The sequence below is a fragment of the Streptomyces sp. NPDC031274 genome, assembly GCF_055570235.1.
The window spans coordinates 51,140-75,268 of record NZ_JBVIHP010000026.1 but is presented as its reverse complement, the minus strand read 5'-3'; the positions used below and the strand labels follow the sequence as shown (position 1 = coordinate 75,268).

The following is a 24,129-nucleotide window of genomic DNA, read 5'->3' as shown; positions in this document are numbered from 1 at the left end:
GGCGTCGTGACGGGGGCCGCGGCCGGCCCGGTGGCACAGGCGCCGGGGGCGCTGGGGGAGTGCCGGTGCCTTCAGAAGCGGGTGGGCTCGTCGCCTACGGGGGGACGAGGAACAGGGGGCGCGGTGCCGTCGGCGGACGACGTGGACTGCTGGAGCTGCGCGTCGAGCTGCGTCAGATCCGCGTTGAGCGCGGCCATCAGCTCCTCCATCTGCTGGAGCAGGCCCTTCGCTGGTCCCTTCGCTGGTCCCTTCGCTGGGCTCTTCGCTGGGCTCTTGGCGGGGCCCTGCTCGGGCACGGACGGTTCGCGCGCGGCCTCCTGCTCGGGTACGGCTTCCTGGGACATGACGGCCTCCTCGGCCCTCGCCCTCCGGGTGGAGGAGGACAGCTGATGCAAGCGACGCACCAGCAGCGGCCACCGGTGCGAGTGCCGGGCGGTCCGGCTCCGCCCGAGCCAACGATCACCCGCGGTGGCGGGTCACTGGGGCGGAGCCGCACCGGACGCCGGGTTGACGGAATTTCACCCGGCCGTGGCCCGATCACCTCGCCGTCGGTTCAGCTGCCGTCAGGCCGACTGGTGTCGGACCAAATGCCGTCGGACCAACTGCCGTCGGGTCAGCTGCCGTCAGGTCAGCTGAGGCATGACCTCCGAGGAGATCAGCTCCAGGTGGTCCAGGTCGTCCAGGTCGAGCATCTGGAGATACATGCGCTGCGAGCCGACGGCCTGGTAGGCGGCGATCCTCTCGACGACCTCGGCAGGGGATCCGGCGAGCCCGTTCGCCTTCAGGTCCTCCACCTCGCGCCCGATCGCGTCGGCGCGGCGCTTCACCTCGGCGTCCGTCTTGCCGACGCAGGCGACAAGGGCGTTGGAGTAGGTGAGGTCATCGGCGGTGCGGCCGTGCTCTTCGGCGGCGGCGCGCACGCGCTTGAACTGCTGCTCGGTATCGGAAAGAGAGGCAAAGGGGATGTTGAACTCGCTCGCGTAGCGGGCCGCGAGGGCGGGCGTCCGCTTGGCGCCGTGTCCGCCGATGAGGACGGGCACCTTGGACTGCGCGGGCTTGGGAAGGGCGGGGGAATCGGAGAGCTGGTAGTAGGTGCCGTCGAAGGTGAAGCGCTCGCCGACCGGGGTCTCCCACAGGCCGGTGACGATGGCGAGCTGCTCCTCAAGGCGCCCGAACTTCTCCTTCGGGAAGGGAATTCCGTACGCGGAGTGCTCCGCCTCGTACCACCCCGAGCCGAGGCCGAGCTCGATGCGGCCGCCCGACATCTGGTCGACCTGCGCGACCTGGATCGCGAGAACGCCCGGCAGCCGGAACGTACCCGCGGTCATCAGGGTGCCGAGCCGGATCCGCTGGGTCTCGCGGGCCAGTCCGGCGAGAGTGACCCAGGCGTCCGTGGGGCCGGGAAGGCCGTCGGAGGAGCCCATCACGAGGTAGTGGTCGGAGCGGAAGAAGGCGCTGTAGCCGAGGTCCTCGGTGGCCTTGGCGACGCGGAGGAGCGTCTCGTAGGTCGCACCCTGCTGCGGTTCAGTGAAGATTCGAAGGTCCATACAGCCATCTTGCCCGGATGCCGGATCCAGTTTCAGCCCCGCACCGGTCGTGTTGCCGGGGTTAGGCTTCGGAACTGGCTGTCCGGGCAAGGGGCCCGGAGATGGTGTGTTGGGGTTGAGATGGTCGCTGGCAGAGTTGTCCGGTTCGACGGCGCGCGGGGTTACGGGTTCATCGCCCCGGAGCACGGTGGGGAAGACGTGTTCCTGCACGCCAATGATCTGCTGATTCCGGAGCCCTTGGTGTACACGGGGGCGCAGGTCGAGTTCGAGATCGAGGAGGGCGAGCGCGGGCCCAAGGCGTCGTCCGTCCGCCTTCCCCAGGGGGCGCAGGCACCGACGGCACCGCCGTTCGCGGGCCGTGCCCAGGTGCCGCCGTCGATTCAGGCGTCCGCACCGGGGTTCGACGACGGCGAGGAGCCCACCTGCGATGTGCTCAGCGTCGCGGAGTACTCGTTCGAGGTGACCGAGCTGCTGCTCGGCGCGGCGCCGTGGATGACCGGTGAGCAGATCAAGCAGCTCCGCGAACAGCTGGTGCAGCACGGCAAGAGCCACGGCTGGGTGGAAGGCTGAACAGAGGGTTGAACAGAGCTGAGTGGAGGGCTGAGCGGAGGGCCGCACGGTGGGCTGAGCGAGCGGTGACGCCGTGAGCGGGCCGGGTTTCGAGGGAGCAAGGGGGAGCTAAAACCCCTGAGTGTGGCGCAGGTGTTCGCTGTACGGTCTAGAGGCGCGCTGGAGCCGCAACCGTAAGTTTCCGCAGTTCAGATTGCGTTTCGAGGCAGACCCGTGTTCCTGACGATCAGTACCTCCGGTACCCCTGAGAGCCCTGCGACCGACCTCGGGTTCCTGCTGCACAAGCATCCCGACAAAGCGCAGGCGTTCTCCACTTCCTACGGCACGGCACACGTCCTCTACCCGGAGGTGTCCGCGGAGCGTTGCACGGCCGCGCTGCTGCTCGAGGTGGACCCCGTCGCGCTGGTGCGGCGGGGGAAGGGCAAGGGGAAGGGCGGTGCGCCCGACGCGGCGCTCGCCCAGTACGTGAACGACCGGCCCTACGCCGCTTCGTCACTGCTCGCCGTGGCGCTGAGCGCGGTGTTCTCCAGCGCGATGCGCGGGGTGTGCAGCGCACGGCCCGAGCGGGTGGGGCAGCCGCTGCCGCTGCGGATCGAGGTGCCCGCACTGCCCGCGCGCGGCGGCGCCGATCTGGTGCACAAGCTGTTCGAGCCGCTGGGCTGGACGGTCACGGTGACGCGGATTCCGCTGGACGTGCGGTTCCCGCAGTGGGGCGAATCGCGGTACGTGCACCTCGTACTCGAAGTGCCGGACGGGAAGTTGACCCTGGGCGAGGCGCTGCGGCACCTCTATGTCCTGCTCCCCGTCCTCGACGACGCCAAGCACTACTGGGTCTCGCCCGACGAGGTCGACAAGCTGCTTCGCGCCGGTGAGGGCTGGCTCGCGGACCACCCGGAGCAGAAGGTCATCACCAGCCGCTATCTCGCGCGGCGCTGGTCGCTGACCCAGGAGGCCATGCAGCGGCTCGAACTGGTGCGGCTCGCCGACGCGGACGACACGGACGTCGACGACCTCGACAACGCGGTCGAGGAGGAGAGCGCTGACCCTGATGGTGAAGAGGGGGAAGAGGGGGAAGAGGGGGAAGGAGGGGCGGACAAGCCCGTGCCGCTCGCCGTGCTGCGGCGCGAGGCGATTCTCGCGGCGCTGACCGGCTCCGGCGCCGGGCGCGTGCTCGATCTCGGATGCGGACAGGGCCAGCTGGTGCAGGCCCTGCTCAAGGACACGCGGTTCACCGAGATCGCCGGTGTCGATGTGTCGATGCGGGCCCTGACCATCGCCTCGCGGCGGTTGAACCTCGACCGCATGGGCGAGCGGCAGGCCGAGCGCGTCAAGCTCTTCCAGGGCTCGCTCGCCTACACCGACAAGCGGCTCAAGGGGTACGACGCCGCCGTGCTCAGTGAGGTCATCGAGCACCTCGACGTGGAGCGGCTGCCCGCCCTGGAGTACGCGGTGTTCGGCTCCGCGCGGCCGCGCACCGTGCTCGTGACGACCCCGAACGTCGAGTACAACGTCCGCTGGGAGACGCTCCCCGCCGGGCAGGTCCGGCACGGCGACCACCGGTTCGAGTGGACGCGCGAGGAGTTTCGCGGCTGGGCCCGCCAGGTGGCCGAACAGCACGGCTATGGAGTGGACTTCGTGCCCGTCGGCGAGGACGACCCCGAGGTGGGCCCCCCGACTCAGATGGCCGTGTTCACGCGGACGGACAAGACCAACAAGGCGGACGAGACCGCGAAGAACAGCAAGGCGGACGAGACCGCGAAGCACAGCAACACCGACAAGAACGCGAAGGAGGTGCAGGCGGCATGACGAATGAATCCAGCACCAGTTCCAACACCAGTTCCAGCACGAGTTCCAGCAACAGCTCCCGTACCGGAGCCATCCCCGGAGCCACCACCGAAGCCACTCACGCGGGACGCGTGCTGCCCGTCACCGACCTCTCCCTCGTCGTCCTCGTCGGCGCCACCGGCTCCGGAAAGTCCACCTTCGGCCGCAAGCACTTCAAGCCCACCGAGGTCATCTCCAGCGACTTCTGCCGTGGCCTCGTGGCGGACGACGAGAACGACCAGGGCGCGAGCGGTGACGCCTTCGACGTGCTGCACTACATCGCGGGCAAGCGCCTCGCCGCGGGCCGCCGCACCGTCGTCGACGCCACGAACGTACAGAGCGAGAGCCGTAAGCAGCTGATCGCGCTGGCCAGGGAGCACGACGTGCTGCCCATCGCCATCGTCCTGGACGTGCCCGAGGAGGTCTGCGCCGCGCGCAACGCCGGGCGCGACGACCGGGCCGGCATGCCGCGCCGCGTCATCCAGCGCCACCAGCGCGAACTGCGCCGCTCCCTCAAGCACCTGGAGCGCGAGGGGTTCAGAAAGGTCCACGTCCTCAGAGGCGTGGACGAGGTCGACGGCGCCACCATTGTCACCGAGAAGCGCTACAACGACCTCTCCCACCTCACAGGCCCCTTCGACATCATCGGCGACATCCACGGGTGCGCCACCGAGCTGGAGACCCTGCTCGGCAAGCTCGGTTACGCCGACGGCGCGCACCCCGAAGGGCGTACGGCCGTCTTCGTGGGCGACCTCGTCGACCGCGGCCCGGACTCCCCGGGCGTGCTGCGCCGCGTGATGTCGATGGTCGGCGACGGCAACGCCCTGTGCGTACCGGGCAACCACGAGAACAAGCTCGGCCGTCACCTCAAGGGCCGCAAGGTCCAGCTCACCCACGGACTCGCCGAGACCGTCGAGCAGTTGGAGGCGGAGAGCGAGGAATTCAGCCGAAGCGTGCGGGAGTTCGTGGACGGACTCGTCTCGCACTACGTCCTTGACGGCGGCAAGCTCGTCGTCTGCCACGCGGGTCTGCCCGAGAAGTACCACGGGCGTACGTCGGGCCGGGTGCGCTCGCACGCGCTCTACGGCGACACGACCGGCGAGACCGACGAGTTCGGTCTGCCCGTGCGCTACCCGTGGGCGGAGGACTACCGCGGCAGTGCCGCCGTGGTCTACGGCCACACCCCCGTGCCCACCGCGACCTGGCTGAACAACACCATCTGCCTGGACACCGGCGCCGTGTTCGGCGGTGCGCTCACCGCGCTGCGCTGGCCGGAGCGCGAGCTCGTCGACGTACCGGCGGAGCAGGTCTGGTACGAGCCGGTCAAGCCGCTTGGCACCCAGGCGCCGGGGGGCCGCGAGGGGCGGCCGCTCGACCTGAACGACGTGCACGGCCGCCGCACCGTGGAGACCGGACAGGCGGGCCGCGTCACCGTGCGCGAGGAGAACGCGGCGGCGGCCCTGGAGGTCATGAGCCGTTTCGCCGTCGACCCGCGGCTGCTTCCGTACCTCCCGCCGACGATGGCCCCGACCGCGACGTCGCAGCGCGAGGGGTACTTGGAGCACCCGGCCGAGGCCTTCGCGTCGTACGCCAGGGACGGGGTCGCCCGGGTCGTGTGCGAGGAGAAGCACATGGGTTCGCGCGCCGTGGCCCTGGTGTGCCGCGACGCGGACGTGGCCCGCGAGCGCTTCGGCGTGGACGGGCCGACCGGCTCGCTGTACACCCGCACCGGGCGCCCGTTCTTCGACGACCCGGAAGTCACCGAGGAGATACTCGGCCGCGTGCGCACCGCCGTCACCGAAGCGGGCCTGTGGCAGGAGCTCGCCGGGCCCGACAGCGCCTCCGGCACGTGCGACTGGCTGCTGCTCGACGCGGAGTTGATGCCCTGGTCGCTGAAGGCGTCCGGCCTGCTCCGCACGCAGTACGCAGCCGTGGGCGCCGCGTCCGGAGCCGTCTTCCCTGGCGCGATCGCCGCCCTGGAAGCGGCGGCGGCACGCGGCGTGGACACCGGGGGACTCCTGGCCAAGCAGCGCGAAAGGGCCATGGACGCCGCCGCGTTCACGGACGCCTACCGCCGCTACTGCTGGCCGACCGAAGGCCTTGAGGGCGTGCGCCTCGCGCCGTTCCAGATCCTGGCCGTCCAGGGCCGCAGCCTCGCCGGGCTCCCGCACGACGAACAGCTCGCGCTGATCGACCGCATGGTGGAGCACGACGGCACCGGCCTGCTCCAGACCACCCGGCGGCTCTATGTCGACACCGGCGACGAGGCGTCGGTCCAGTCAGGCATCGACTGGTGGCTGGAGATGACCAACCGCGGTGGCGAGGGCATGGTCGTCAAGCCGGTCGAGGCGCTGGTCCGCGACGGGAAGGGCCGGATCGTGCAGCCGGGCATCAAGTGCCGGGGACGCGAGTACCTCCGGATCATCTACGGCCCGGAGTACACCCGCCCCGACCACCTCGACAAGCTGCGCGGCCGCTTCCTCGGCCACAAGCGCTCGCTCGCGATCCGTGAGTACGCGCTCGGCATCGAGGCCCTGGACCGCCTCGCGGCGGGCGAGCCGCTGTGGCGGGTGCACGAGGCGGTGTTCGCGGTCCTGGCCCTGGAGTCGGAGCCGGTCGACCCGCGGCTCTAGGGAAGGCTTGCGGCTCTAGGGACGGCCCGCGGCTCTAGGAAGGCCTGCGGTTCCGGGTGCCGCTGGTCGGCGGCCCCGGATGCCGCTCCGCGGCTTTGGGCAACAGCGGGCGTCGGCCGTCCGGCCAGGGAAAGATGGAGTCCATGGGATTCCATGTCGACTCCGAGGCCGGGCGGCTGCGCCGCGTGATACTGCACCGCCCTGATCTGGAGCTCAAGCGGCTCACGCCGACCAACAAGGACGCGTTGCTCTTCGACGACGTCCTGTGGGTCCGCAGAGCCCGCCAGGAACACGACGGATTCGCCGACGTGCTGCGCGATCGCGGGGTGGCCGTCCACCTCTTCGGCGACCTGCTGACCGAGGCCATGGACGTGCCAGGGGCGCGCCTGCTGGTTCTTGACCGGGTCTTCGACGAGAAGGAGTACGGGCCGCTCGCGACGGACCATCTGCGGGCGGCGTTCGAAACGCTGCCCTCCGCGGAGCTCGCCGAGTCGCTGATCGGCGGGATGACGAAGCGGGAGTTCCTGGAGCGCCACCCGGAGCCGACCTCCGTGCGCTTCCACTGCATGGACCTGGACGACTTCCTGCTCGACCCGCTGCCCAACCACCTCTTCACGCGCGACACCTCGGCCTGGATCTACGACGGCGTCTCCATCAACGCCATGAGCCGCCCCGCGCGGCAGCGCGAGACCGTGCACTTCGAGGCGATCTACCGGCACCACCCCCTCTTCAAGTCCGAGGGCTTCCACGTCTGGTCCCAGGGGCAGGCGGACTACCCCTCCACCATCGAGGGCGGCGACGTCCTGGTGATCGGCCGGGGCGCCGTCCTCATCGGCATGAGCGAGCGCACCACGCCGCAGGCCGTCGAGATGCTCGCGCACAAGCTCTTCGCGGCGGGCTCCGCGCAGACGATCGTGGCCCTGGACATGCCGAAGAGACGCGCGTTCATGCATCTCGACACGGTGATGACGATGGTCGACGCCGACACCTTCACGCAGTACGCGGGCCTGGGCATGCTCCGCTCGTACACCATCGAACCAGGCGTCGACGCGCGGGAGTTGAAGGTCACCGACCACCCGCCCGAGCACATGCACCGGGCGATCGCGGCGGCCCTCGGGCTGAGCGGGATCCGGGTCCTCACAGCCACCCAGGACGTGCACGCGGCCGAGCGCGAACAGTGGGACGACGGCTGCAACGTGCTCGCGGTCGAGCCCGGCGTCGTCGTGGCGTACGAACGGAACTCGACGACGAACACGCACCTGCGCAAGGAGGGCATCGAGGTGATCGAGATCCGGGGGAGCGAGCTGGGGCGCGGCAGGGGCGGGCCGCGCTGCATGAGCTGTCCGGTGCAGCGGGATGCCGTATAGAGCAGCCGGACGCCGTACAGGGCAGCGAGATGCTGTACAGAGCAGCGAGACGCCGTATAGAAATGTGGGGCGTCGTATATACTTCCAGTGTCCTTATACGTGTACCCCTGGAGTGCCACCATGGCCATCGACCTCACCGGCCGCCACTTCCTCAAGGAGCTGGACTTCACCGCCGAGGAGTTCCGCGGCCTGGTCGACCTCGCCGCCGAGCTGAAGGCGGCCAAGAAGGCCGGTACGGAAGAGCAGCGTCTGCGCGGCAAGAACATCGCGCTGATCTTCGAGAAGTCCTCCACAAGGACGCGCTGCGCCTTCGAGGTCGCGGCCGCCGACCAGGGTGCCTCCACGACGTACATCGACCCGGCCGGATCGCACATAGGCAGCAAGGAGTCCCCGAAGGACACCGCCCGGGTGCTCGGCCGGATGTTCGACGCCATCGAGTTCCGCGGTGACGCCCAGTCGACGGTCGAGGAGCTCGGCGCCCACGCGGGCGTGCCCGTCTACAACGGCCTGACCGACGACTGGCACCCCACCCAGATGCTCGCCGACGTGCTCACGATGACCGAGCACAGCGCCAAGCCCCTCACCCAGGTCGCCTTCGCGTATCTCGGTGACGCCCGTTTCAACATGGGCAACTCGTACCTGATCACCGCCGCACTGCTCGGCATGGACGTACGCGTCGTCGCGCCGAAGGCCTACTGGCCCGCCGCCGAGATCGTCGCCCGCGCCCGCGAGCTCGCCGAGACCAGCGGAGCCCGGATCACGCTCAGCGAGGACATCACCGAGGGTGTCGCGGGCGCCGACTTCGTCGTGACCGACGTCTGGGTCTCCATGGGCGAGCCCAAGGAGGTCTGGGACGAGCGCATAGCCGCCCTCGCTCCGTACGCCGTGACCATGGACGTGCTGCGCGCGACCGGCAACGCCGACGTGAAGTTCCTGCACTGCCTCCCGGCCTTCCACGACCTGGGCACGAAGGTCGGCCGCGAGATCCACGCTCAGCACGGTCTAAGCTCTCTCGAGGTCACCGACGAGGTCTTCGAGTCGGCGCACTCCGTCGTCTTCGACGAGGCCGAGAACCGCCTGCACACCATCAAGGCGATCCTCGTCGCCACGCTCGCCTGACGCGGGCCGTCCGCCCTCGTCCGATCTGCCACACACGCGTTACCAGCTCACACTGGTGGGGCCGGGGAACACCTTCCCCCGGCCCCATTTCGTTGCGGCACCACCCCTCGCCGCACCCAGCACCACCGAAATGAGAACCACCGCATGCGCTCGACCGGTCCGGCAGGACTCCGCATCAAGTCCCCCGAACTCCTCGTCGCCGAATCGGGCGCCGACCTCGAAGGCCATGGCCTCAAGCGCACCATGGGCCTGTTCCAGCTGGTGTGCTTCGGCGTCGGCGCGATCGTCGGCACCGGCATCTTCGTCGGCCTCTCCGACAGCGTCGCCGAGGCGGGCCCCGCGGTCGCCGTCTCGTACTTCCTCGCCGCCGTCACCTGCATCTTCACGGCGTTCTCGTTCGCCGAGCTCGGCGGGGCGATCCCGGTCTCCGGCAGCTCGTACTCCTTCGCGTACGCCTCGCTCGGCGAGCGCACCGCGTTCCTCGTCGGGTGGTGCCTGCTCCTGGAGTACGGCGTCTCCGTCTCCGCCGTCGCGGTCGGCTGGAGCCAGTACCTGAACGAGCTGCTCGAAAGCCTCACCGGCTGGCACCTGCCCGACGCGCTCTCCACCGGCCCCGGTGAGGGCGGCGTCGTGAACCTGCCCGCCGTGGTCGTGATCCTCCTTGCCGCGACGCTGCTCGTGCGCGGCATCCGCGAGAGCGCGCGGGCGACGGCCGCCATGGCCGTGCTCAAGATCGGGATCCTGCTGCTCTTCCTGGCGATCGCGTTCACCGCGTTCAAGGCCGGCAACCTCACGCCCTTCGCGGGCGCCGGGGTCTCGGGGATCACCGCGGGCGCCTCGCTCGCCTTCTTCTCCTTCATCGGTTTCGACGCGATCACCACGGCGGGCGAAGAGGTCAAGAACCCCCGGCGCAACATCCCGATCGCCATCCTGATCTGCATCGGCGTCGCCACACTGCTGTACGTCGCTGTCGCCCTCGGAGCGATCGGCGCCCTGGGCGCCGACGCGGTCGCCGACAAGCCCGCGGCGCTCTCGCTGATCGTCAACCAGGTCACCGACTCGACGGTCGGCGGCGGCATCATCGCCTTCGGCGCTGTCGTGGCCATCGCGTCCGTCGTACTGGCCGTGATGTACGGGCAGACCCGCATCCTGATGTCGATGTCCCGCGACGGGCTCATCCCGCGCGTCTTCGAGCGCGTCTCGCCCAGGACCTCGACGCCGGTCGCCAACACCTGGATCGTCGCGGCGGTCTTCGCCGTCCCGGCCGCCTTCTCGTCGCTCGACGTGGTGGTCAACCTGACGACGATCGGCACGCTGGCGATCATGGTCGTGGTGAATGTCGCGGTACTCGCGCTGCGCCGCTCGGCGCCGGAGCTGAAGCGCACCTTCCGGGTGCCGTTCTACCCCGTCTGCCCGATCCTCGGCGTGGGCTTCTGCCTCTATCTGATCTGGGGCACGGGCTGGACGACGTGGGTGCAGTTCGCCGTGTTCCTCGTCGTGGGCGCCCTGGTGTACGCGCTGTACGGGCGCCGTCACTCCCGGCTCGCCGAGGCGGCGGGCGCTACGCCGCGGGGAGCGTGAACCAGACCGCTTTGCCGGAGCCGGTGGTGCGGTGACCGCAGGCTGAGCTGAGGGTACGGATCAGGAGCAGGCCGCGGCCGTGTTCCTGCCAGGGGTCCGGCTCGTTCATCGGCCCGGGGTTGCTGAGATCGCCGGGCGGCAGCGGGTTCGAGTCGTGGACCTCCACCTGGCAGCCGCTCGGCAGGAGCTCGATGACGAGCTCTATCGGGTCGTTGCCCGAGGTGTGCTCCACCGCGTTGGCCACCAGCTCGGCCGTGAGCAGCTCAGCGGTATCGCTGTCGGCGGGCGACTCGATCTCCGTGAGTGCGGTACGCACCAGCGCCCGGGCGATCGGCACGGCCGCAGTGGTGTGCGGCAGCGCGATGCGCCACGAGGCTGGAGCGGGAGGTTCGTGCAAGGCGGGTCCGTTCAAGGCAGCAGGAGGTCCTGCTTTCAACCGTACGAATCTTAAGCGCTATGTCGACAGGGTCGACGGTCGGGCATTTCCGGGACGTCCGGCCCTTGGGTGCCTCAGGCGACAAGACATGCATGTCGGGATTTCCGTTCCCTCAAGGGGCCCCTGATGCGAACGCGTGACCGCGTGATCGCACGGTCGTGACGTATCGCGTACTCGTGACGACAGTCACGTACAGGTGATAACTTCAAAAGGCAGCGACACCTTCGAAGAGGCACCTTCGAAGAGACATCGTCGAAGAGGCGTCTTCGACGAGGCACCTTCGAGAAGCAGACCGCCGCCGCCCCGACCGAGGAGGCCGCACGTCGTCATGAGTCCCTTCACCGGCTCCGCCCCCCGCACCCCCGACTGGCAGCACCTCCGCTTCGAGGTGGACGACGGGGTCGCCACGGTCACCCTCGCCCGCCCCGACAAGCTGAACGCGCTCACCTTCGGTGCCTACGCCGACCTGCGCGATCTCCTGGCCGAACTCTCCCGCGACAAGTCCGTACGCGCGCTGGTGCTCGGCGGAGAGGGGCGCGGCTTCTGCTCGGGCGGTGACGTCGACGAGATCATCGGCGCGACCCTCGGTATGGACACCGCGCAGCTGCTCGACTTCAACCGCATGACGGGACAGGTCGTGCGGGCCATCCGCGAGTGCCCCTTCCCGGTGATCGCCGCCGTGCACGGGGTGGCCGCGGGCGCGGGCGCGGTGCTCGCCCTCGCCGCGGACTTCCGGGTGGCCGATCCCTCGGCGCGGTTCTCCTTCCTCTTCACGCGGGTCGGCCTGTCGGGCGGTGACATGGGAGCCGCGTACCTCCTGCCCCGCGTCGTCGGCCTCGGCCACGCCACCCGGATCCTGATGCTCGGCGACCCGGTGCGCGCCCCCGAGGCCGAACGGGTCGGCCTGATCAGCGAGTTGACGGACGAGGGCAAGGCGGCCGAGGCCGCACAGTCCCTCGCGCGCCGTCTCGCCGACGGCCCCGCCCTGGCGTACGCGCAGACCAAGGCGCTGCTGACCTCGGAACTCGACATGCCGATGGCCGCCGCCGTGGAGCTGGACGCCGCGACGCAGGCCCTCCTCATGACCGGCGAGGACTACAAGGAATTCCACGCGGCGTTCACGGAGAAGCGCCCGCCCAAGTGGCAGGGGCGCTGACGATGGCCACCCCCGCGACCATGGCCACCCCCGAGACCGCGGCCACCCCGGCGCGCGACTCCGCACACCGCATCGCCGTCATCGGCGGCGGCCCCGGCGGGCTCTACGCCGCCGCCCTCCTCAAGCGGCTCGACCCGGAGCGCGAGGTCACCGTCTGGGAGCGCAACGCCCCGGACGACACATTCGGCTTCGGAGTCGTCCTCTCGGACGAGACACTCGGCGGCATCGAGCACGCCGACCCCGTCGTCTACGCCGCGCTCCAGGCGGAGTTCGTGCGCTGGGACGACATCGACATCGTGCACCGGGGGAGCCGTCACACCTCGGGCGGGCACGGGTTCGCGGCGCTCGGGCGGCGCAGGCTGCTCGGCATCCTGCACGAGCGGTGCCGGGAGCTCGGCGTCGATCTGCGCTTCTGCGCCGAGGCGCCGTCAGCGGCCGAGCTCTCCACCTCGTACGATCTGGTGATCGCGGCGGACGGCGTGCACAGTCTCACGCGCGAGGCGCACGCGGAGGCCTTCGGGCCGAGCGTCGAGACGCACCGCTGCCGCTACATCTGGCTCGCGGCCGACTTCGCCTTCGAGGCCTTCCGCTTCGAGATCGCCGAGACCGAGCACGGCGTGATGCAGCTGCACGGCTATCCGTTCTCCACCGCGGGCACCGGCGAGTCCACGGTCATCGTCGAGATGCGTGAAGAGGTCTGGGAGGCGGCCGGTTTCGCGGAGCTCGACGAGCGCGACTCGACCGAACGCTGCGCCAAGATCTTCGCCGACGCGCTCGGCGGCCGCACCCTGCGCGGAAACAAGTCCTCCTGGATCAACTTCCGCACGGTCCTCAACAAGCACTGGTCGTACGGCAATACGGTGCTGCTCGGCGACGCCGCCCACACCGCCCACTTCTCCATCGGTTCCGGCACCAAGCTCGCCGTCGAGGACGCCCTCGCGCTCGCCGCGTGCCTGGAGGAGCAGCCCGGCATCCCCGAGGCCCTCGCCGCGTACGAGACGGAGCGCCGACCCGTCGTCGAGTCCACGCAGCGCGCCGCCCGCGCCAGCCTGGAGTGGTTCGAGCGGCTTCCCGACTATCTCGGCCAGCAGCCGCGCCAGTTCGCCTTCAACCTGCTCACCCGCAGCCGCCGCGTCACCCACGACAATCTGCGGCTGCGCGACGCCCGCTTCACCGAGTCCGTCGAACGCGACTTCGGCTGCCCGGACGGTACGCCGCCGATGTTCACGCCCTTCCAGCTGCGCGACCTCACCCTGCGCAACCGCGTGGTCGTGTCCCCCATGGACATGTACTCCGCGACGGACGGTGTCCCCGGCGACTTCCACCTCGTCCACCTGGGCGCGCGGGCGCTCGGCGGCGCGGGCCTGGTCATGACCGAGATGGTGTGCGTCAGCGAGAGGGGTCGGATCACGCCGGGCTGCGCCGGGCTCTACACCGACGAACAGGCCGACGCCTGGCGGCGGATCACCGACTTCGTGCACGCACAGGCGCCCGGCACCGCGATCGGCGTCCAGCTGGGGCACTCGGGCCGCAAGGGCTCCACCAAGCTGATGTGGGAGGGCATCGACGAACCCCTCGACGAGGGCAACTGGCCGTTGGTGGCGCCCTCGCCCCTCCCGTACAAGGCGAACAGCCAGCGCCCGCACGAGCTGGACCGGGCCGGGCTCGACGAGATCCGTGAACAGTTCACCGAAGCGGCCCGGCGGGCCGAGCGAGGCGGATTCGACCTCCTCGAACTGCACTGCGCGCACGGCTATCTGCTCTCCGGGTTCCTCTCGCCGCTGACGAACCGCAGGACGGACGAGTACGGCGGCTGTCTGGAGAACCGTCTGCGCTTCCCTCTCGAAGTGTTCGACGCGGTAAGGGAGTTGTGGCCCGACGGTAAACCCATGACCGTCCGCGTCTCGGCCACCGACTGGGCCGAAGGCGGCACCACCGCGGACGACGCCGTCGACACCGCCCGCGCCTTCGCCGCGCACGGAGCCGACGCGATCGACGTCTCCACGGGACAGGTCGTCTCCGACGAGCGCCCCGCGTACGGCCGCTCCTACCAGACCCCGTTCGCCGACCGCATCCGCAACGAAACCGGCATCCCTGTCCTGACGGTCGGCGCCATCTCCTCCTGGGACGACGTCAACTCCCTGATCCTGGCGGGCCGCACGGACCTGTGCGCGCTCGCACGCCCCCATCTGTACGACCCGCACTGGACGCTGCACGCGGCGGCCGAGCAGGGTTACGCGGGACCGGGTGTCGCCTGGCCGGTGCAGTACGGCGCGGGCAGCCGCCGCCCGCAGACAGGGCGCACGGACGCCCCCAAGCCCCGCCTCAAGCTGGGGAGTTGACGAACCCCGCCCCCGCATCCCGCAGCCGCCCGTCAAGCGCCCTGAACACCTCGGCGGACCGGTCCCCGGGCCACCCCTCCGGAAGGAGTTCCCCCGGAAGACCCGGATCCGCGTACGGCAGCCTGCGCCAGGAGTCCAGGGCGAGGAGATAGTCGCGGTACGCCTCTTCGGGCGGGGTCTGTGTCCGCTCCTGCCAGGCCCGGAGCACCGGCTCGTGCCGGTCGAGGAACGCCTCGTGCTCCTTGGCGATCGAGGACAGGTCCCACCAGCGGGCCACCGCGTCCACCGTCGCCGCGAAGCCCAGGTGCTCGCCCCGGAACAGGTCGACGTACGAGGCGAGTTGGAGGCGGTCCAGCGTGTGCCGGGTCTCTTCGTAGAGGTGCGCCGGGGCGATCCACACCCCCGGTGCCGCCGTCCCGAAGCCGAGTCCGGCCAGGCGGGAGCGCAGGAGGTGCCGCTTCTGGCGTTCCGACTCCGGTACGGAGAAGACGGCGAGCACCCAGCCGCCGCCCCGCCGTGCGGCCGGGGGAGTGGCGTAGATGCGCCGGTCGCCGTCCTCCAGGAGCTGGCGCGCGTCCGGCGACAGGGCGTACCCCGCCGCGCCCGCCGCCGTCCGCGCCGGTACGAGAAGCCCGCGCCGCTTGAGCCGGGACACGGACGAGCGCACGGCCGGGGCGTCCACGCCGAGAGGGGCTAGGAGCCTGACGAGGCCGGCGACCGGCACCGGACCGGGGGCCGCGCGCCCGTAGGCGCCGTAGAAGGTGACGATCAGGGACCGTGGAGTGTGCTGCTCGGACACGTGATCACTCTACGGGCCCCGGCTCCCGCAGCCGGAACCGTTGCAGCTTGCCCGTCGCGGTGCGCGGCAGTGCGTCCAGAAAGACGATCTCGCGCGGACACTTGTACGGCACGAGCTCGCCCTTCACGAACGCGCGCAGCCGCTCCGGGTCCCGTTCGGTGCCCGCGCGCGGGACGACGTACGCGACGACCGCCTGCCCGCGCAGCTCGTCGGGGCGTCCCACGACGGCCGTCTCCAGGACATCGGGGTGGCGCAGGAGCGCCTCCTCGACCTCCGGGCCCGCGATGTTGTACCCCGCCGATATGATCATGTCGTCCGCGCGGGCCACGTAGGTGAAGTAACCGTCGGCGTCGCGGACGTAGGTGTCGCCGGTGACGTTCCAGCCGTGGCGTACGTACTGGAGCTGGCGCTCGTCGCCCAGATACCGGCAGCCGACAGGCCCGCGCACGGCGAGAAGACCCGGCTCCCCGTCCGGCAGCTGAGCCCCCGAATCGTCGACCACGCGCGCGTGCCAGCCAGGAACGGGGCGGCCCGTGGTGCCGGGCCGGATCGCCTCGTCGGCGGCGGAGATGAAGATGTGGAGCAGCTCGGTCGCGCCGATGCCGTTGATGATGCGGTGCCCGGTGCGCTCGTGCCAGGCGTGCCAGGTGTGGGCGGAGAGATTCTCCCCGGCGGAGACGCACCGCCGCAGCGTGGAGACGTCGCAGGCGTCCGGCTTGCCCAACTCGTCGAGCATCGTGCGGTAGGCGGTCGGCGCCGTGAAGAGCACGCTCACGCCGTGCTCGGCGATCGCGGGCAACAGCTGCTTGGGAGCCGCGTGTTCGAGCAGGAGCGACGAGGCGCCGAACCGCAGCGGGAAGATGACGAGTCCGCCGAGCCCGAAGGTGAAACCGAGCGGTGGGCTGCCCGCGAACACGTCGTCGGGCACCGGCTTGAGTACATGGCGCGCGAAGGTGTCGGCGATGGCGAGCACGTCACGGTGGAAGTGCATACAGCCCTTGGGGCGCCCGGTGGTGCCGGACGTGAAGGCGATGAGGGCGACGTCGTCGGCGGCGGTGTCGACGGGTTCGTAGACGTCGGGCTGCCGGGCGGCGCGCGCGAGGAGGTCGTCGTCCGCGTCCCCGCCGAAGGTGGTGACGCTCAGCCCCGGGATCCCGGCCTTGATGAGGTCGTCCACGGAGCGCGCGTCGCACAGGGCGTGGCCGACCTCGGCGATCTCGCAGATCGTGGCCAGCTCGTGCGCGCGCTGCTGGGCGAGGACGGTGACCGCGACCGCGCCCGCCTTCATCACCGCCAGCCAGCAGGCCGCGAGCCAGGGCGTCGTGGGGCCCCGCAGCAGGACGCGCTGTCCCGGCAGTACGTCGAGTTCGCCGGTCAGGACGTGCGCGATCCGGTCGACGTGCCGCTGCAGCTCGCCGTACGTCCACACCTCGCCGGAGCCCGCGTCGCCGGAACCCGCACGGAACGCGGTTCTCTCGGCGCCGTGCCGCTCCACCGTCCGGTCGAGGAGCTCGGCGCCGCAGTTGAGGCGGTCGGCGTAATGCACCTCGGGCCGGTCGCGGACGAACGCGGGCCACTGCTCCGGCGGCGGGAGATGATCCCGGGCGAAGGTGTCGAGGTGAGCCGATGGGTGGAGTCGCAGTGCACTCTTGGCGTCCACAGCGGGTCGCCCCCTTGCCGTTCGGGCTTGTGGTGAGCTCGCGCAACGAGCGTATCGTGATGGTGACGACAGTCAACGGTGCGCGATAGAGGAGGGGCCCTGCATGACGGCATTCTCGCTCGATCCAGAACAAATCGCCTGGTGTGCGGAGCTACGCACCCTCGCCGACGAGCGGCTGCGCCCGCTGGCGGAGAAGGGCGAGCCGGGCCGCGTGAACCGCCCCCTGGTGGAGGCCCTCGGGGAACTGGGCCTCCTCGACCGCCTGTTCGCGGGGGAGGGGCCGGGCGGCTCCGCCGCCTCACGGTCCCCGGCCCCGCCCGCCACCTCGGGCGCCATGGGCCTCTGCCTCCTGCGCGAGTCCCTCGCCTACTCCTGCACGGAGGCCGAGACCGCGCTCGCGCTGCAAGGGCTCGGGGCGCACCCCGTCGCCGCGTTCGGCTCAGCGCGCCAGCGCGAGCAGTGGCTGGCCCCCGCCCGCGCGGGGCGCGCCGTCGCCGCCTTCGCGCTCTCCGAACCCGGCGCGGGCTCGGACGCCGCCGCCCTCGCCCTGAGCGCCGTGCCGGACGGCGCCTCCTCCTGGCGGCTCACCGGCGAGAAGTGCTGGATCTCGAACGCCCCCGAGGCCGACTTCTACACCGTCTTCGCCCGTACGACCCCTGGCGCCGGCGCCCGCGGCGTCACCGCCTTCCTCGTGCCCGCCGACCGCGCGGGCCTCACCGGCACGCCCCTGGACATGCTCTCCCCCCACCCGATCGGTGCCCTCGCCTTCGACGGTGTGACCGTCACCGGCGACGACATGCTCGGCGAAGCAGACCGCGGCTTCCGCGTCGCCATGACCACCCTCAACCGCTTCCGCCCCAGCGTCGGCGCCTTCGCGGTCGGCATGGCGGGCGCGGCACTCGACGCGACACTCGCGCACACAGCCGAACGGGACGCGTTCGGCGGCAAGTTGAAGGACCTCCAGGCGGTGGCGCACCAGGTCGCGGAGATGGCGACGCGCACGGAGGCGGCCCGCCTCATGGTGCACGCGGCAGCGGCGGCGTACGACCGCGGCGAACCGGACATCGCCCGACGCGCCGCCATGGCCAAGCTGATCGCCACCGAGACGGCACAGTACGTCGTGGACGCCGCGGTCCAGCTGCACGGTGCGCGCGCCTTGCAGCGAGGCCATCTCCTTGAGCACCTCTACCGGGAGGTGCGGGCGCCCCGCATCTACGAGGGTGCGAGCGAGGTCCAACGGACCATTATCGCAAAGGAGTTGTACGCAGCACGGACCGCACCGCATCCCGCGCCCCATGAGGAGCCCTCCGCATGAGCATCGAACGCGTCAACCCCGTCGAACTCTCCCCGCCCACCGGCTTCTCGCACGCCGTCACCGCGACGGGCGGCCGTCTCGTCTTCCTCGCGGGCCAGACCGCCCTCGACGTCGAGGGCAAGGTCACCGGCACCACCCTGCCCGAGCAGTTCGAGCTGGCGCTGACCAACCTCCTCACCGCCCTGCGCCACGCGGGCGGCACCCCCGCCGACCTCGCCCGCGTCACCGTCTACGCCACGGACGTCGCCGACTACCGCAGCCAGGCGGCACAACTGGGCCGCATCTGGAAGAAGTTGGCGGGCCGTGACTACCCCGCGATGGCGGTGATCGGCGCGGTCCGCCTCTGGGACGAGCAGTGCCTGGTCGAGCTGGACGGGGTGGCGGTCCTCGACTGAGCCGCATAACGTCGGGCCGAAGATCAGGCTAGGGAACGGGGCGGCCATGGCACGGATCGAACTCACCGCAGGACCCGTCGAGTACGAGGACACGGGAGGCGCGGGCACGCCGATCGTCCTGCTGCACGGCCCCGTCCAGGACGGCAGCGTATGGCGCCACGTCGTGGAGGAACTGGGCGAGGACTTCCGCTGCCTGGTGCCGACGCTTCCGTACGGCAGCCATCGCGTGCCGCTGAAGCAGGGTGCCGAGCTGACGCCGGCGACCATGGCCCGGCTGATCGGTGAGTTCGCCGACGCGCTGGGTCTCGGCGGCGACGCGGTCTTCGTCGAGAACGACGCCGGGCGGCTCCAGCAACTGGCCGCCGAACGCCCCGAGCGCGTCGGCCGCATGGTCATCGCGGGCTGCGAGGCCTTCGACAACTACCCGCCGCGCGCGGGCGGCAAGATGATGGACGCCGCCGCGCGCGTCCCCGGCGGCATCGCACTCCTGATCCGCGTCCTGTCCGTACGCGCCCTGCGCCGCGTCCCGGGCACGGGGTTCGCGGTCATGGCCCACCGCCCCGTCCCGCACGATCTGACGGACCGCTGGCTCGAACCCCTGCGCACCGATCCCCAGGCCCGTCAGGTCCTGGTCCGTTACCTCCGCTCCGCCCGCAGGACGGAGATGCGGGAGGCGGCGGAGGCCCTGCGCACCTACGACAGTCCTGCCCTGATCGTCTGGGGCAGGCAGGACAAGATGATGCCCCTCGAACACGGCCGCAGGTTCGCCGAGTTGCTCCCCAAGAGCCGCCTGGTGGAACTGGACGACTGCCGCACCCTGATCCCGCTGGACCGCCCCGACGCGCTGGCCGAGGCGATCCGCGAGTTCGTGAGGGCCACGTAGGCGAACGGCCCACGAACTCCTAGATGTCCCGGAACGTCTCGATCTGCGCGCCCACGGAGTTGAGCCGCTCGGCCAGCTCCTCGTACCCGCGATTGATCACGTACACATTGCGCAGGACGGACGTGCCCTCGGCCGCCATCATCGCGAGCAGCACGACCACGGCGGGCCGCAGTGCGGGCGGGCACATCATCTCGGCGGCGCGCCAGCGGGTCGGGCCCTCCACCAGGACCCGGTGCGGGTCGAGGAGTTGGAGGCGCCCGCCGAGGCGGTTCAGGTCGGTCAGATAGATCGCGCGGTTGTCGTAGACCCAGTCGTGGATCAGCGTCTTGCCCTGCGCCGCCGCCGCGATGGCCGCGAAGAAGGGGACGTTGTCGATGTTCAGGCCGGGGAACGGCATCGGGTGGATCTTGTCGATCGGCGCCTCCAGCTTGGAGGGCCGGACGGTGAGGTCGATCAGGCGCGTACGGCCGTTGTCCGCGAAGTACTCCGGCGTGCGGTCGTGGTCGAGGCCCATCTCCTCCAGGACCGCGAGCTCGATCTCCAGGAACTCGATCGGGACGCGGTTGACCGTCAGCTCGGACTCCGTGACGACGGCCGCGGCGAGCAGGCTCATCGCCTCGACCGGGTCCTCGGAGGGGGAGTAGTCGACGTCGACGTCGATGGTCGGGACGCCGTGCACGGTGAGGGTCGTCGTGCCGATGCCCTCGACCTTCACGCCGAGCGCCTCCAGGAAGAAGCACAGGTCCTGGACCATGTAGTTCGACGAGGCGTTGCGGATGACGGTCGTGCAGTCGCTGCGGGCCGCGGCGAGGAGGGCGTTCTCGGTCACGGTGTCGCCGCGCTCGGTCAGCACGATCGGGCGGTCGGGGACGACGTCTCGCGCGACCTCGGCGTGGTAGAGCCCCTCGGTCGCGGCGATGTCGAGCCCGAAGCGGCGCAGCGCGATCATGTGCGGCTCGATCGTGCGGGTGCCGAGGTCGCAACCGCCCGCGTAGGGCAGGTTGAAGCGGTCCATGCGGTGCAGCAGCGGGCCGAGGAACATGATGATCGAGCGGGTCCGGATCGCGGCCTCCGCGTCGATCGCCTCCATGTCGAGCTGGGCGGGCGGCACGATCTCCAGGTCCACCCCGTCGTTGATCCAGCGGGTGCGCACGCCGATCGAGTTCAGGACTTCGAGGAGGCGGTAGACCTCCTCGATGCGCGCCACGCGGCGCAGCACCGTGCGCCCCTTGTTGAGCAGGGAGGCGCAGAGCAGCGCCACGCAGGCGTTCTTGCTCGTCTTGACGTCGATGGAGCCGGAGAGCCGCCGCCCGCCGACCACGCGCAGATGCATCGGCCCGGCATACCCGAGGGAGACGATCTCGCTGTCCAGCGCTTCGCCGATACGCGCGATCATCTCAAGGCTGATGTTCTGATTGCCGCGCTCGATGCGGTTCACGGCGCTCTGACTTGTGTTGAGCGCCTCGGCGAGTTGCGACTGCGTCCAGCCCCTGTGCTGTCGGGCGTCGCGGATGAGCTTGCCGATACGTACGAGGTAATCGTCTGCCATGTTGTGCAGGTTATCTCAGATATGAGATGACGCCTGCGCTGGGGTAGGCCATACGTGAAATGACCGGTTCGGCACGGAAGTTCCTGTACGTCTTTTACGTTTTCTCCGTACGTCACTCCACCGCGCCGGGTCAGCCGCAACCGCACGAGGCGTGCCGTCCGCCGTGCACCGCGGCCTGCACCGCGGGCCGCGGTCCGGCCGCCGCGCGCGTCACCCGGGCGGCGGCAGCGCGCCCGGCCGACGAGTCGGCGTCATGCACCACTGTGCCTCCGGTCAACGTCAGCCGCACTTCGGCAGAGCTGATATCAGCCACCGGACACCGCGTCACATCGCGGTCGAGCAGCACCAGATCGGCCGACTTTCCCCGTTTCGACGGTTCCGGTGAGGTGGTCCGTACGGAGCTGACGCGCCGTGCCGAGGGTGTGCATGAGCAGGGCGGACGAGCGACTGAGGCCCTCCTGCTCGCGGTACGGATCGCCCTCGCCCCCGGCCCCGAACCGGTCGACGGCGGTCCGCACCTGGTTCCACACCTGGAGCGGATCGACAGGCCAGTCCGAGCCACCGGAGAACCGCGCCCCGTGCCTCTCCAGGCTGCGCGCCGGGTACTGCCGGCGGTGACGTTCGGCGCCGATGCAGGGCAGCAGGGCATCCATGGTCCAGGTGTTGCGGGTCGCCCGCCGAAGTAACGGCCCCCGGCCAGGCGTCGTACCGGCGGGCCTGCTCGTACGCGACTCCTCCCGTGCTCAGCCCGCCGCCGGATAGTCGACGTATCCCTGCGCACCGCCCTGGTAGTACGTGGCGGGGTCACCGGCCGCGAGGTCGCGCCCCAGGGCGAACCTGCCGACCAGATCGGGGTTGGCGACGAAGTGCCTGGCGAAGGAGACGGCGTCGGCGGACCCCGCCTCGATCAGGGCGTTCGCGGAGTCCCTGTCGAAGTCGTTGTTCGCGATCAGCGGTCCCGCGAACCGCTTCCGGTAGCGGGCGAACGCCGCGGCACCGAGGTTCTCGCCAGGCCCCGCGAGGTCGGGGCCGCGCAGGTGCAGATAGGCGAGGGGACGGTCGTCGAGCGCGGCCACCAGCTCGTCGTAGTCGGCGAGCAGCTCCTCGTCGACCACGAAGCGGTCGGTCGCGGCCATGTACGGCGACAGGCGCACGCCCACCCGCCGGCCTTCCCACTCGGCGGTGACCGCGTCGACGACGTCGAGCAGCAGGCGCCGCCGTCCCGCGCGGTCACCCCCGTGGGCGTCGCCGCGGTGGTTGAGACGGGGGTTGAGGAACTGGGCGAAGAGGAACGCGCCCAGGGCGCCGATCTCGACGCCGTCGAACCCGGCACGCCGCGCGTTGGCAGCCGCCGCGCGGAAGTCGGTGACGGTGGCCTCGATCTCGCGGGCGCTCATCTCGCGCGGCGTGAGCGTCTCCTTGAAGCCGCCGGGGGTGAAGGTCTTCGCGCGGGGGTCGATCGCCGACGGCCCCGCGGGCAGCGCGCCGCCCAGGTGGTCGGGGTGCGAGGTGGCGCCGGTGTGCCAGAGCTGCTGCACGATGCGACCCCCGAGGGCGTGAACGACATCCGTGACCCGACGCCACCCGGCGACCTGCGCCTCGCTGTAGACGCCGGGGACGTTGACGAACCCGATGGCCCGTTCGCTGACCCAGGTCCCCTCGGTGATGATGAGCCCGGCGCTCGCCCGCTGTCCGTAGTAGGCGGCATGCAGCTCCGTCGGTACGAGGCCGGGGTTGTCGGCGCGGGCCCGGGTGAGCGGGGCCATCACCACCCGGTTGGGCAGCCGGATCTCGCCCAGGGCGGTGCCTTCCAGGAGCGGTCGGTCGAGCGTGGTGGGCAGGGTGGTCGGCATGGCGGTTCTCCTTCGTGGCGTTACTGTCACGGCGGCTCTGGCGCCGGGGACACGAAGGTGACGGCGTACGACGGGGAAAGGTGACCGATGGACGAGCAGGAGATCCTCGCGGACCGGTTCGAGGCGCACCGAGGCCATCTGCGCGGCCTCGCCTACCGCATGCTCGGCTCGCTCAGCGACGCCGACGACGCCGTCCAGGAGGCCTGGCTGCGGCTGAGCCGCACCGCCGCCGACGCCGGATCCGACGAGATCGAGAACCTCACCGGCTGGCTCCGCACGGTCGTCTCCCGCCTCTGCCTTGACATGCTGCGGTCGGCCGCGAGCCGTCACGAGGAACCGGCAGGCGAGCACCTCCCCGAGCAGTTTCCCGGGCGGTTCCCGCAGTCCGGCGACGGCGGGAACCCGGAGGAGGAAGTGCTCCTGGCCGATTCGGTGGGCCGGGCGCTGCTCGTGGTCCTCGACACACTCGGTCCCGCCGAGCGGGTCGCCTTCGTGCTGCACGACCTGTTCGCCGTGCCGTTCGATCAGATCGCGCCCGTCGTGGAGCGCACCCCGGTCGCCACCAAGAAACTCGCGAGCCGCGCGCGCCACAAGGTCAAGGCCCCGCCCGAGGCCCTCGCCGACCCCGGGCTCGCGGGGGACCGGCGTGTCGTCGAGGCGTTCCTCGCGGCAGCCCGCAGCGGCGACCTGGCAGCGCTGCTCACCGTCCTGGCCCCCGACGTGGTGCGCACCGGCGACCTCACCGCGGTGCTCCGCGGCGCACGGGCCGTGGCGGAGGAGACGGTGCTCCTTCGGAGCAACGCCCGCTTCGCGGAGCCCGCGCTCGTCAACGGCACGGTGGGCGTGGTCGTGGCCCCGTACGGACGACTGCTCCTCGCCCTTCTGATCAGGGTCGATGGCGAGCGGGTCGCCGCCTACGAGGTGGTTTCCGAGCCGGAGCGGTTGCGTGCGATGGAGTTCTCCGTGCTCCCTTCGGCGTGCGGGCAGGCTGGCGCGCCTCGTCGTACGCGCGGGTGATGTACTAGAGTTATCTCGACATCGAGATATCTGCCGAGGCGCACCAGGAACCGCCACTCGGTAAGGGTTACCTAACTAAGCCT

At 70.7% G+C, this 24,129-nt stretch carries 20 protein-coding genes; 12 read left to right on the top strand and 8 right to left on the bottom strand.

What is annotated here, in order from left to right; translation table 11 throughout:
* Nucleotides 1-71: 71 nt before the first annotated feature.
* Entirely contained in the window at nt 72-344 is a 273-nt protein-coding gene (locus tag ACZ5CR_RS33675; RefSeq protein ID WP_468864558.1) for a hypothetical protein, read from the bottom strand.
* Nucleotides 345-623: 279 nt separating this feature from the next.
* Complete coding sequence (locus ACZ5CR_RS33670) at nt 624-1,547, bottom strand: LLM class F420-dependent oxidoreductase (RefSeq protein WP_389901420.1); 924 nt, start codon at nt 1,545-1,547, stop codon at nt 624-626.
* 120 nt (nt 1,548-1,667) lie between these two features.
* Between ACZ5CR_RS33670 and ACZ5CR_RS33665 the strand changes: the two genes are divergently transcribed.
* The 6 genes from ACZ5CR_RS33665 to ACZ5CR_RS33640 all read left to right on the top strand — a co-directional run bounded on the left by ACZ5CR_RS33665 (nt 1,668) and on the right by ACZ5CR_RS33640 (nt 10,641).
* Nucleotides 1,668-2,117 carry a cold-shock protein gene (locus ACZ5CR_RS33665; RefSeq protein ID WP_468864554.1) on the top strand — a complete coding sequence of 150 codons (450 nt, stop codon included), beginning with the start codon at nt 1,668-1,670 and terminating at the stop codon, nt 2,115-2,117.
* Nucleotides 2,118-2,330: 213 nt separating this feature from the next.
* On the top strand, nt 2,331-3,923 hold the full coding sequence (locus ACZ5CR_RS33660; protein ID WP_468864551.1) for a 3' terminal RNA ribose 2'-O-methyltransferase Hen1: 1,593 nt from the start codon (nt 2,331-2,333) through the stop codon (nt 3,921-3,923).
* Nucleotides 3,920-6,574 carry a polynucleotide kinase-phosphatase gene (locus ACZ5CR_RS33655; RefSeq protein WP_468864549.1) on the top strand — a complete coding sequence of 885 codons (2,655 nt, stop codon included), beginning with the start codon at nt 3,920-3,922 and terminating at the stop codon, nt 6,572-6,574. Before ACZ5CR_RS33660 ends, ACZ5CR_RS33655 begins: the two co-directional genes overlap by 4 nt.
* Before the next feature lie 143 nt (nt 6,575-6,717).
* A complete protein-coding gene (locus tag ACZ5CR_RS33650) occupies nt 6,718-7,941 on the top strand; it encodes an arginine deiminase (protein ID WP_468864547.1) in 1,224 nt (407 codons plus the stop codon).
* Between the two features lie 120 nt (nt 7,942-8,061).
* On the top strand, nt 8,062-9,060 hold the full coding sequence (gene argF, locus ACZ5CR_RS33645) for an ornithine carbamoyltransferase (RefSeq protein ID WP_468864545.1): 999 nt from the start codon (nt 8,062-8,064) through the stop codon (nt 9,058-9,060).
* Between the two features lie 144 nt (nt 9,061-9,204).
* A complete protein-coding gene (locus tag ACZ5CR_RS33640; protein WP_468864542.1) occupies nt 9,205-10,641 on the top strand; it encodes an amino acid permease in 1,437 nt (478 codons plus the stop codon).
* Here ACZ5CR_RS33640 and ACZ5CR_RS33635 read toward each other — a convergent pair.
* Nucleotides 10,622-11,038 (bottom strand): ATP-binding protein, encoded by a 417-nt coding sequence (locus ACZ5CR_RS33635; protein ID WP_468864540.1) that lies wholly within the window; start codon nt 11,036-11,038, stop codon nt 10,622-10,624. The two genes, ACZ5CR_RS33640 and ACZ5CR_RS33635, sit on opposite strands and share 20 nt — an antisense overlap.
* 367 nt (nt 11,039-11,405) lie before the next feature.
* On the opposite strand from ACZ5CR_RS33635, the gene ACZ5CR_RS33630 reads away from it, so the two are divergent.
* Nucleotides 11,406-12,233, top strand: a complete 828-nt coding sequence (locus ACZ5CR_RS33630) for an enoyl-CoA hydratase family protein (RefSeq protein WP_468864537.1) — start codon at nt 11,406-11,408, stop codon at nt 12,231-12,233.
* Nucleotides 12,234-12,253: 20 nt separating this feature from the next.
* On the top strand, nt 12,254-14,575 hold the full coding sequence (locus tag ACZ5CR_RS33625; RefSeq protein ID WP_468864669.1) for a bifunctional salicylyl-CoA 5-hydroxylase/oxidoreductase: 2,322 nt from the start codon (nt 12,254-12,256) through the stop codon (nt 14,573-14,575).
* Here the strand turns inward: ACZ5CR_RS33625 and ACZ5CR_RS33620 are convergent.
* Both ACZ5CR_RS33620 and ACZ5CR_RS33615 read right to left on the bottom strand, forming a co-directional pair.
* Nucleotides 14,559-15,374 carry a PaaX family transcriptional regulator gene (locus ACZ5CR_RS33620; RefSeq protein WP_468864536.1) on the bottom strand — a complete coding sequence of 272 codons (816 nt, stop codon included), beginning with the start codon at nt 15,372-15,374 and terminating at the stop codon, nt 14,559-14,561. The genes ACZ5CR_RS33625 and ACZ5CR_RS33620 overlap by 17 nt on opposite strands.
* Before the next feature lie 4 nt (nt 15,375-15,378).
* Entirely contained in the window at nt 15,379-17,034 is a 1,656-nt protein-coding gene (locus ACZ5CR_RS33615) for an AMP-binding protein (RefSeq protein WP_468864533.1), read from the bottom strand.
* Between the two features lie 103 nt (nt 17,035-17,137).
* Between ACZ5CR_RS33615 and ACZ5CR_RS33610 the strand changes: the two genes are divergently transcribed.
* From ACZ5CR_RS33610 to ACZ5CR_RS33600, 3 genes are read left to right on the top strand one after another with little or no spacing between them, the layout of a single operon-like run.
* Nucleotides 17,138-18,349: an acyl-CoA dehydrogenase family protein gene (locus ACZ5CR_RS33610; protein ID WP_468864531.1), complete on the top strand. Its 1,212-nt coding sequence runs from the start codon at nt 17,138-17,140 to the stop codon at nt 18,347-18,349.
* Nucleotides 18,346-18,744, top strand: a complete 399-nt coding sequence (locus ACZ5CR_RS33605) for a RidA family protein (RefSeq protein ID WP_468864529.1) — start codon at nt 18,346-18,348, stop codon at nt 18,742-18,744. The genes ACZ5CR_RS33610 and ACZ5CR_RS33605 overlap by 4 nt, the downstream gene beginning before the upstream one ends.
* A gap of 46 nt (nt 18,745-18,790) precedes the next feature.
* The gene (locus ACZ5CR_RS33600; protein WP_468864527.1) at nt 18,791-19,627 is read left to right on the top strand and encodes an alpha/beta fold hydrolase; all 837 of its coding nucleotides are present in this window, start codon (nt 18,791-18,793) and stop codon (nt 19,625-19,627) included.
* Nucleotides 19,628-19,646: 19 nt separating this feature from the next.
* On the opposite strand, the gene ACZ5CR_RS33595 is transcribed toward ACZ5CR_RS33600, so the two are convergent.
* The 3 genes from ACZ5CR_RS33595 to ACZ5CR_RS33585 form a co-directional block, all read right to left on the bottom strand.
* Nucleotides 19,647-21,176 carry a helix-turn-helix domain-containing protein gene (locus tag ACZ5CR_RS33595; protein ID WP_468864526.1) on the bottom strand — a complete coding sequence of 510 codons (1,530 nt, stop codon included), beginning with the start codon at nt 21,174-21,176 and terminating at the stop codon, nt 19,647-19,649.
* Between the two features lie 305 nt (nt 21,177-21,481).
* Nucleotides 21,482-21,829, bottom strand: coding sequence for an amidohydrolase family protein (locus tag ACZ5CR_RS33590; RefSeq protein ID WP_468864524.1), 348 nt, complete (start codon nt 21,827-21,829; stop codon nt 21,482-21,484).
* Between the two features lie 90 nt (nt 21,830-21,919).
* Nucleotides 21,920-23,029: an alkene reductase gene (locus tag ACZ5CR_RS33585; protein WP_468864522.1), complete on the bottom strand. Its 1,110-nt coding sequence runs from the start codon at nt 23,027-23,029 to the stop codon at nt 21,920-21,922.
* Nucleotides 23,030-23,116: 87 nt separating this feature from the next.
* On the opposite strand from ACZ5CR_RS33585, the gene ACZ5CR_RS33580 reads away from it, so the two are divergent.
* On the top strand, nt 23,117-24,046 hold the full coding sequence (locus ACZ5CR_RS33580) for a sigma-70 family RNA polymerase sigma factor (protein ID WP_468864519.1): 930 nt from the start codon (nt 23,117-23,119) through the stop codon (nt 24,044-24,046).
* Nucleotides 24,047-24,129: the final 83 nt, after the last annotated feature.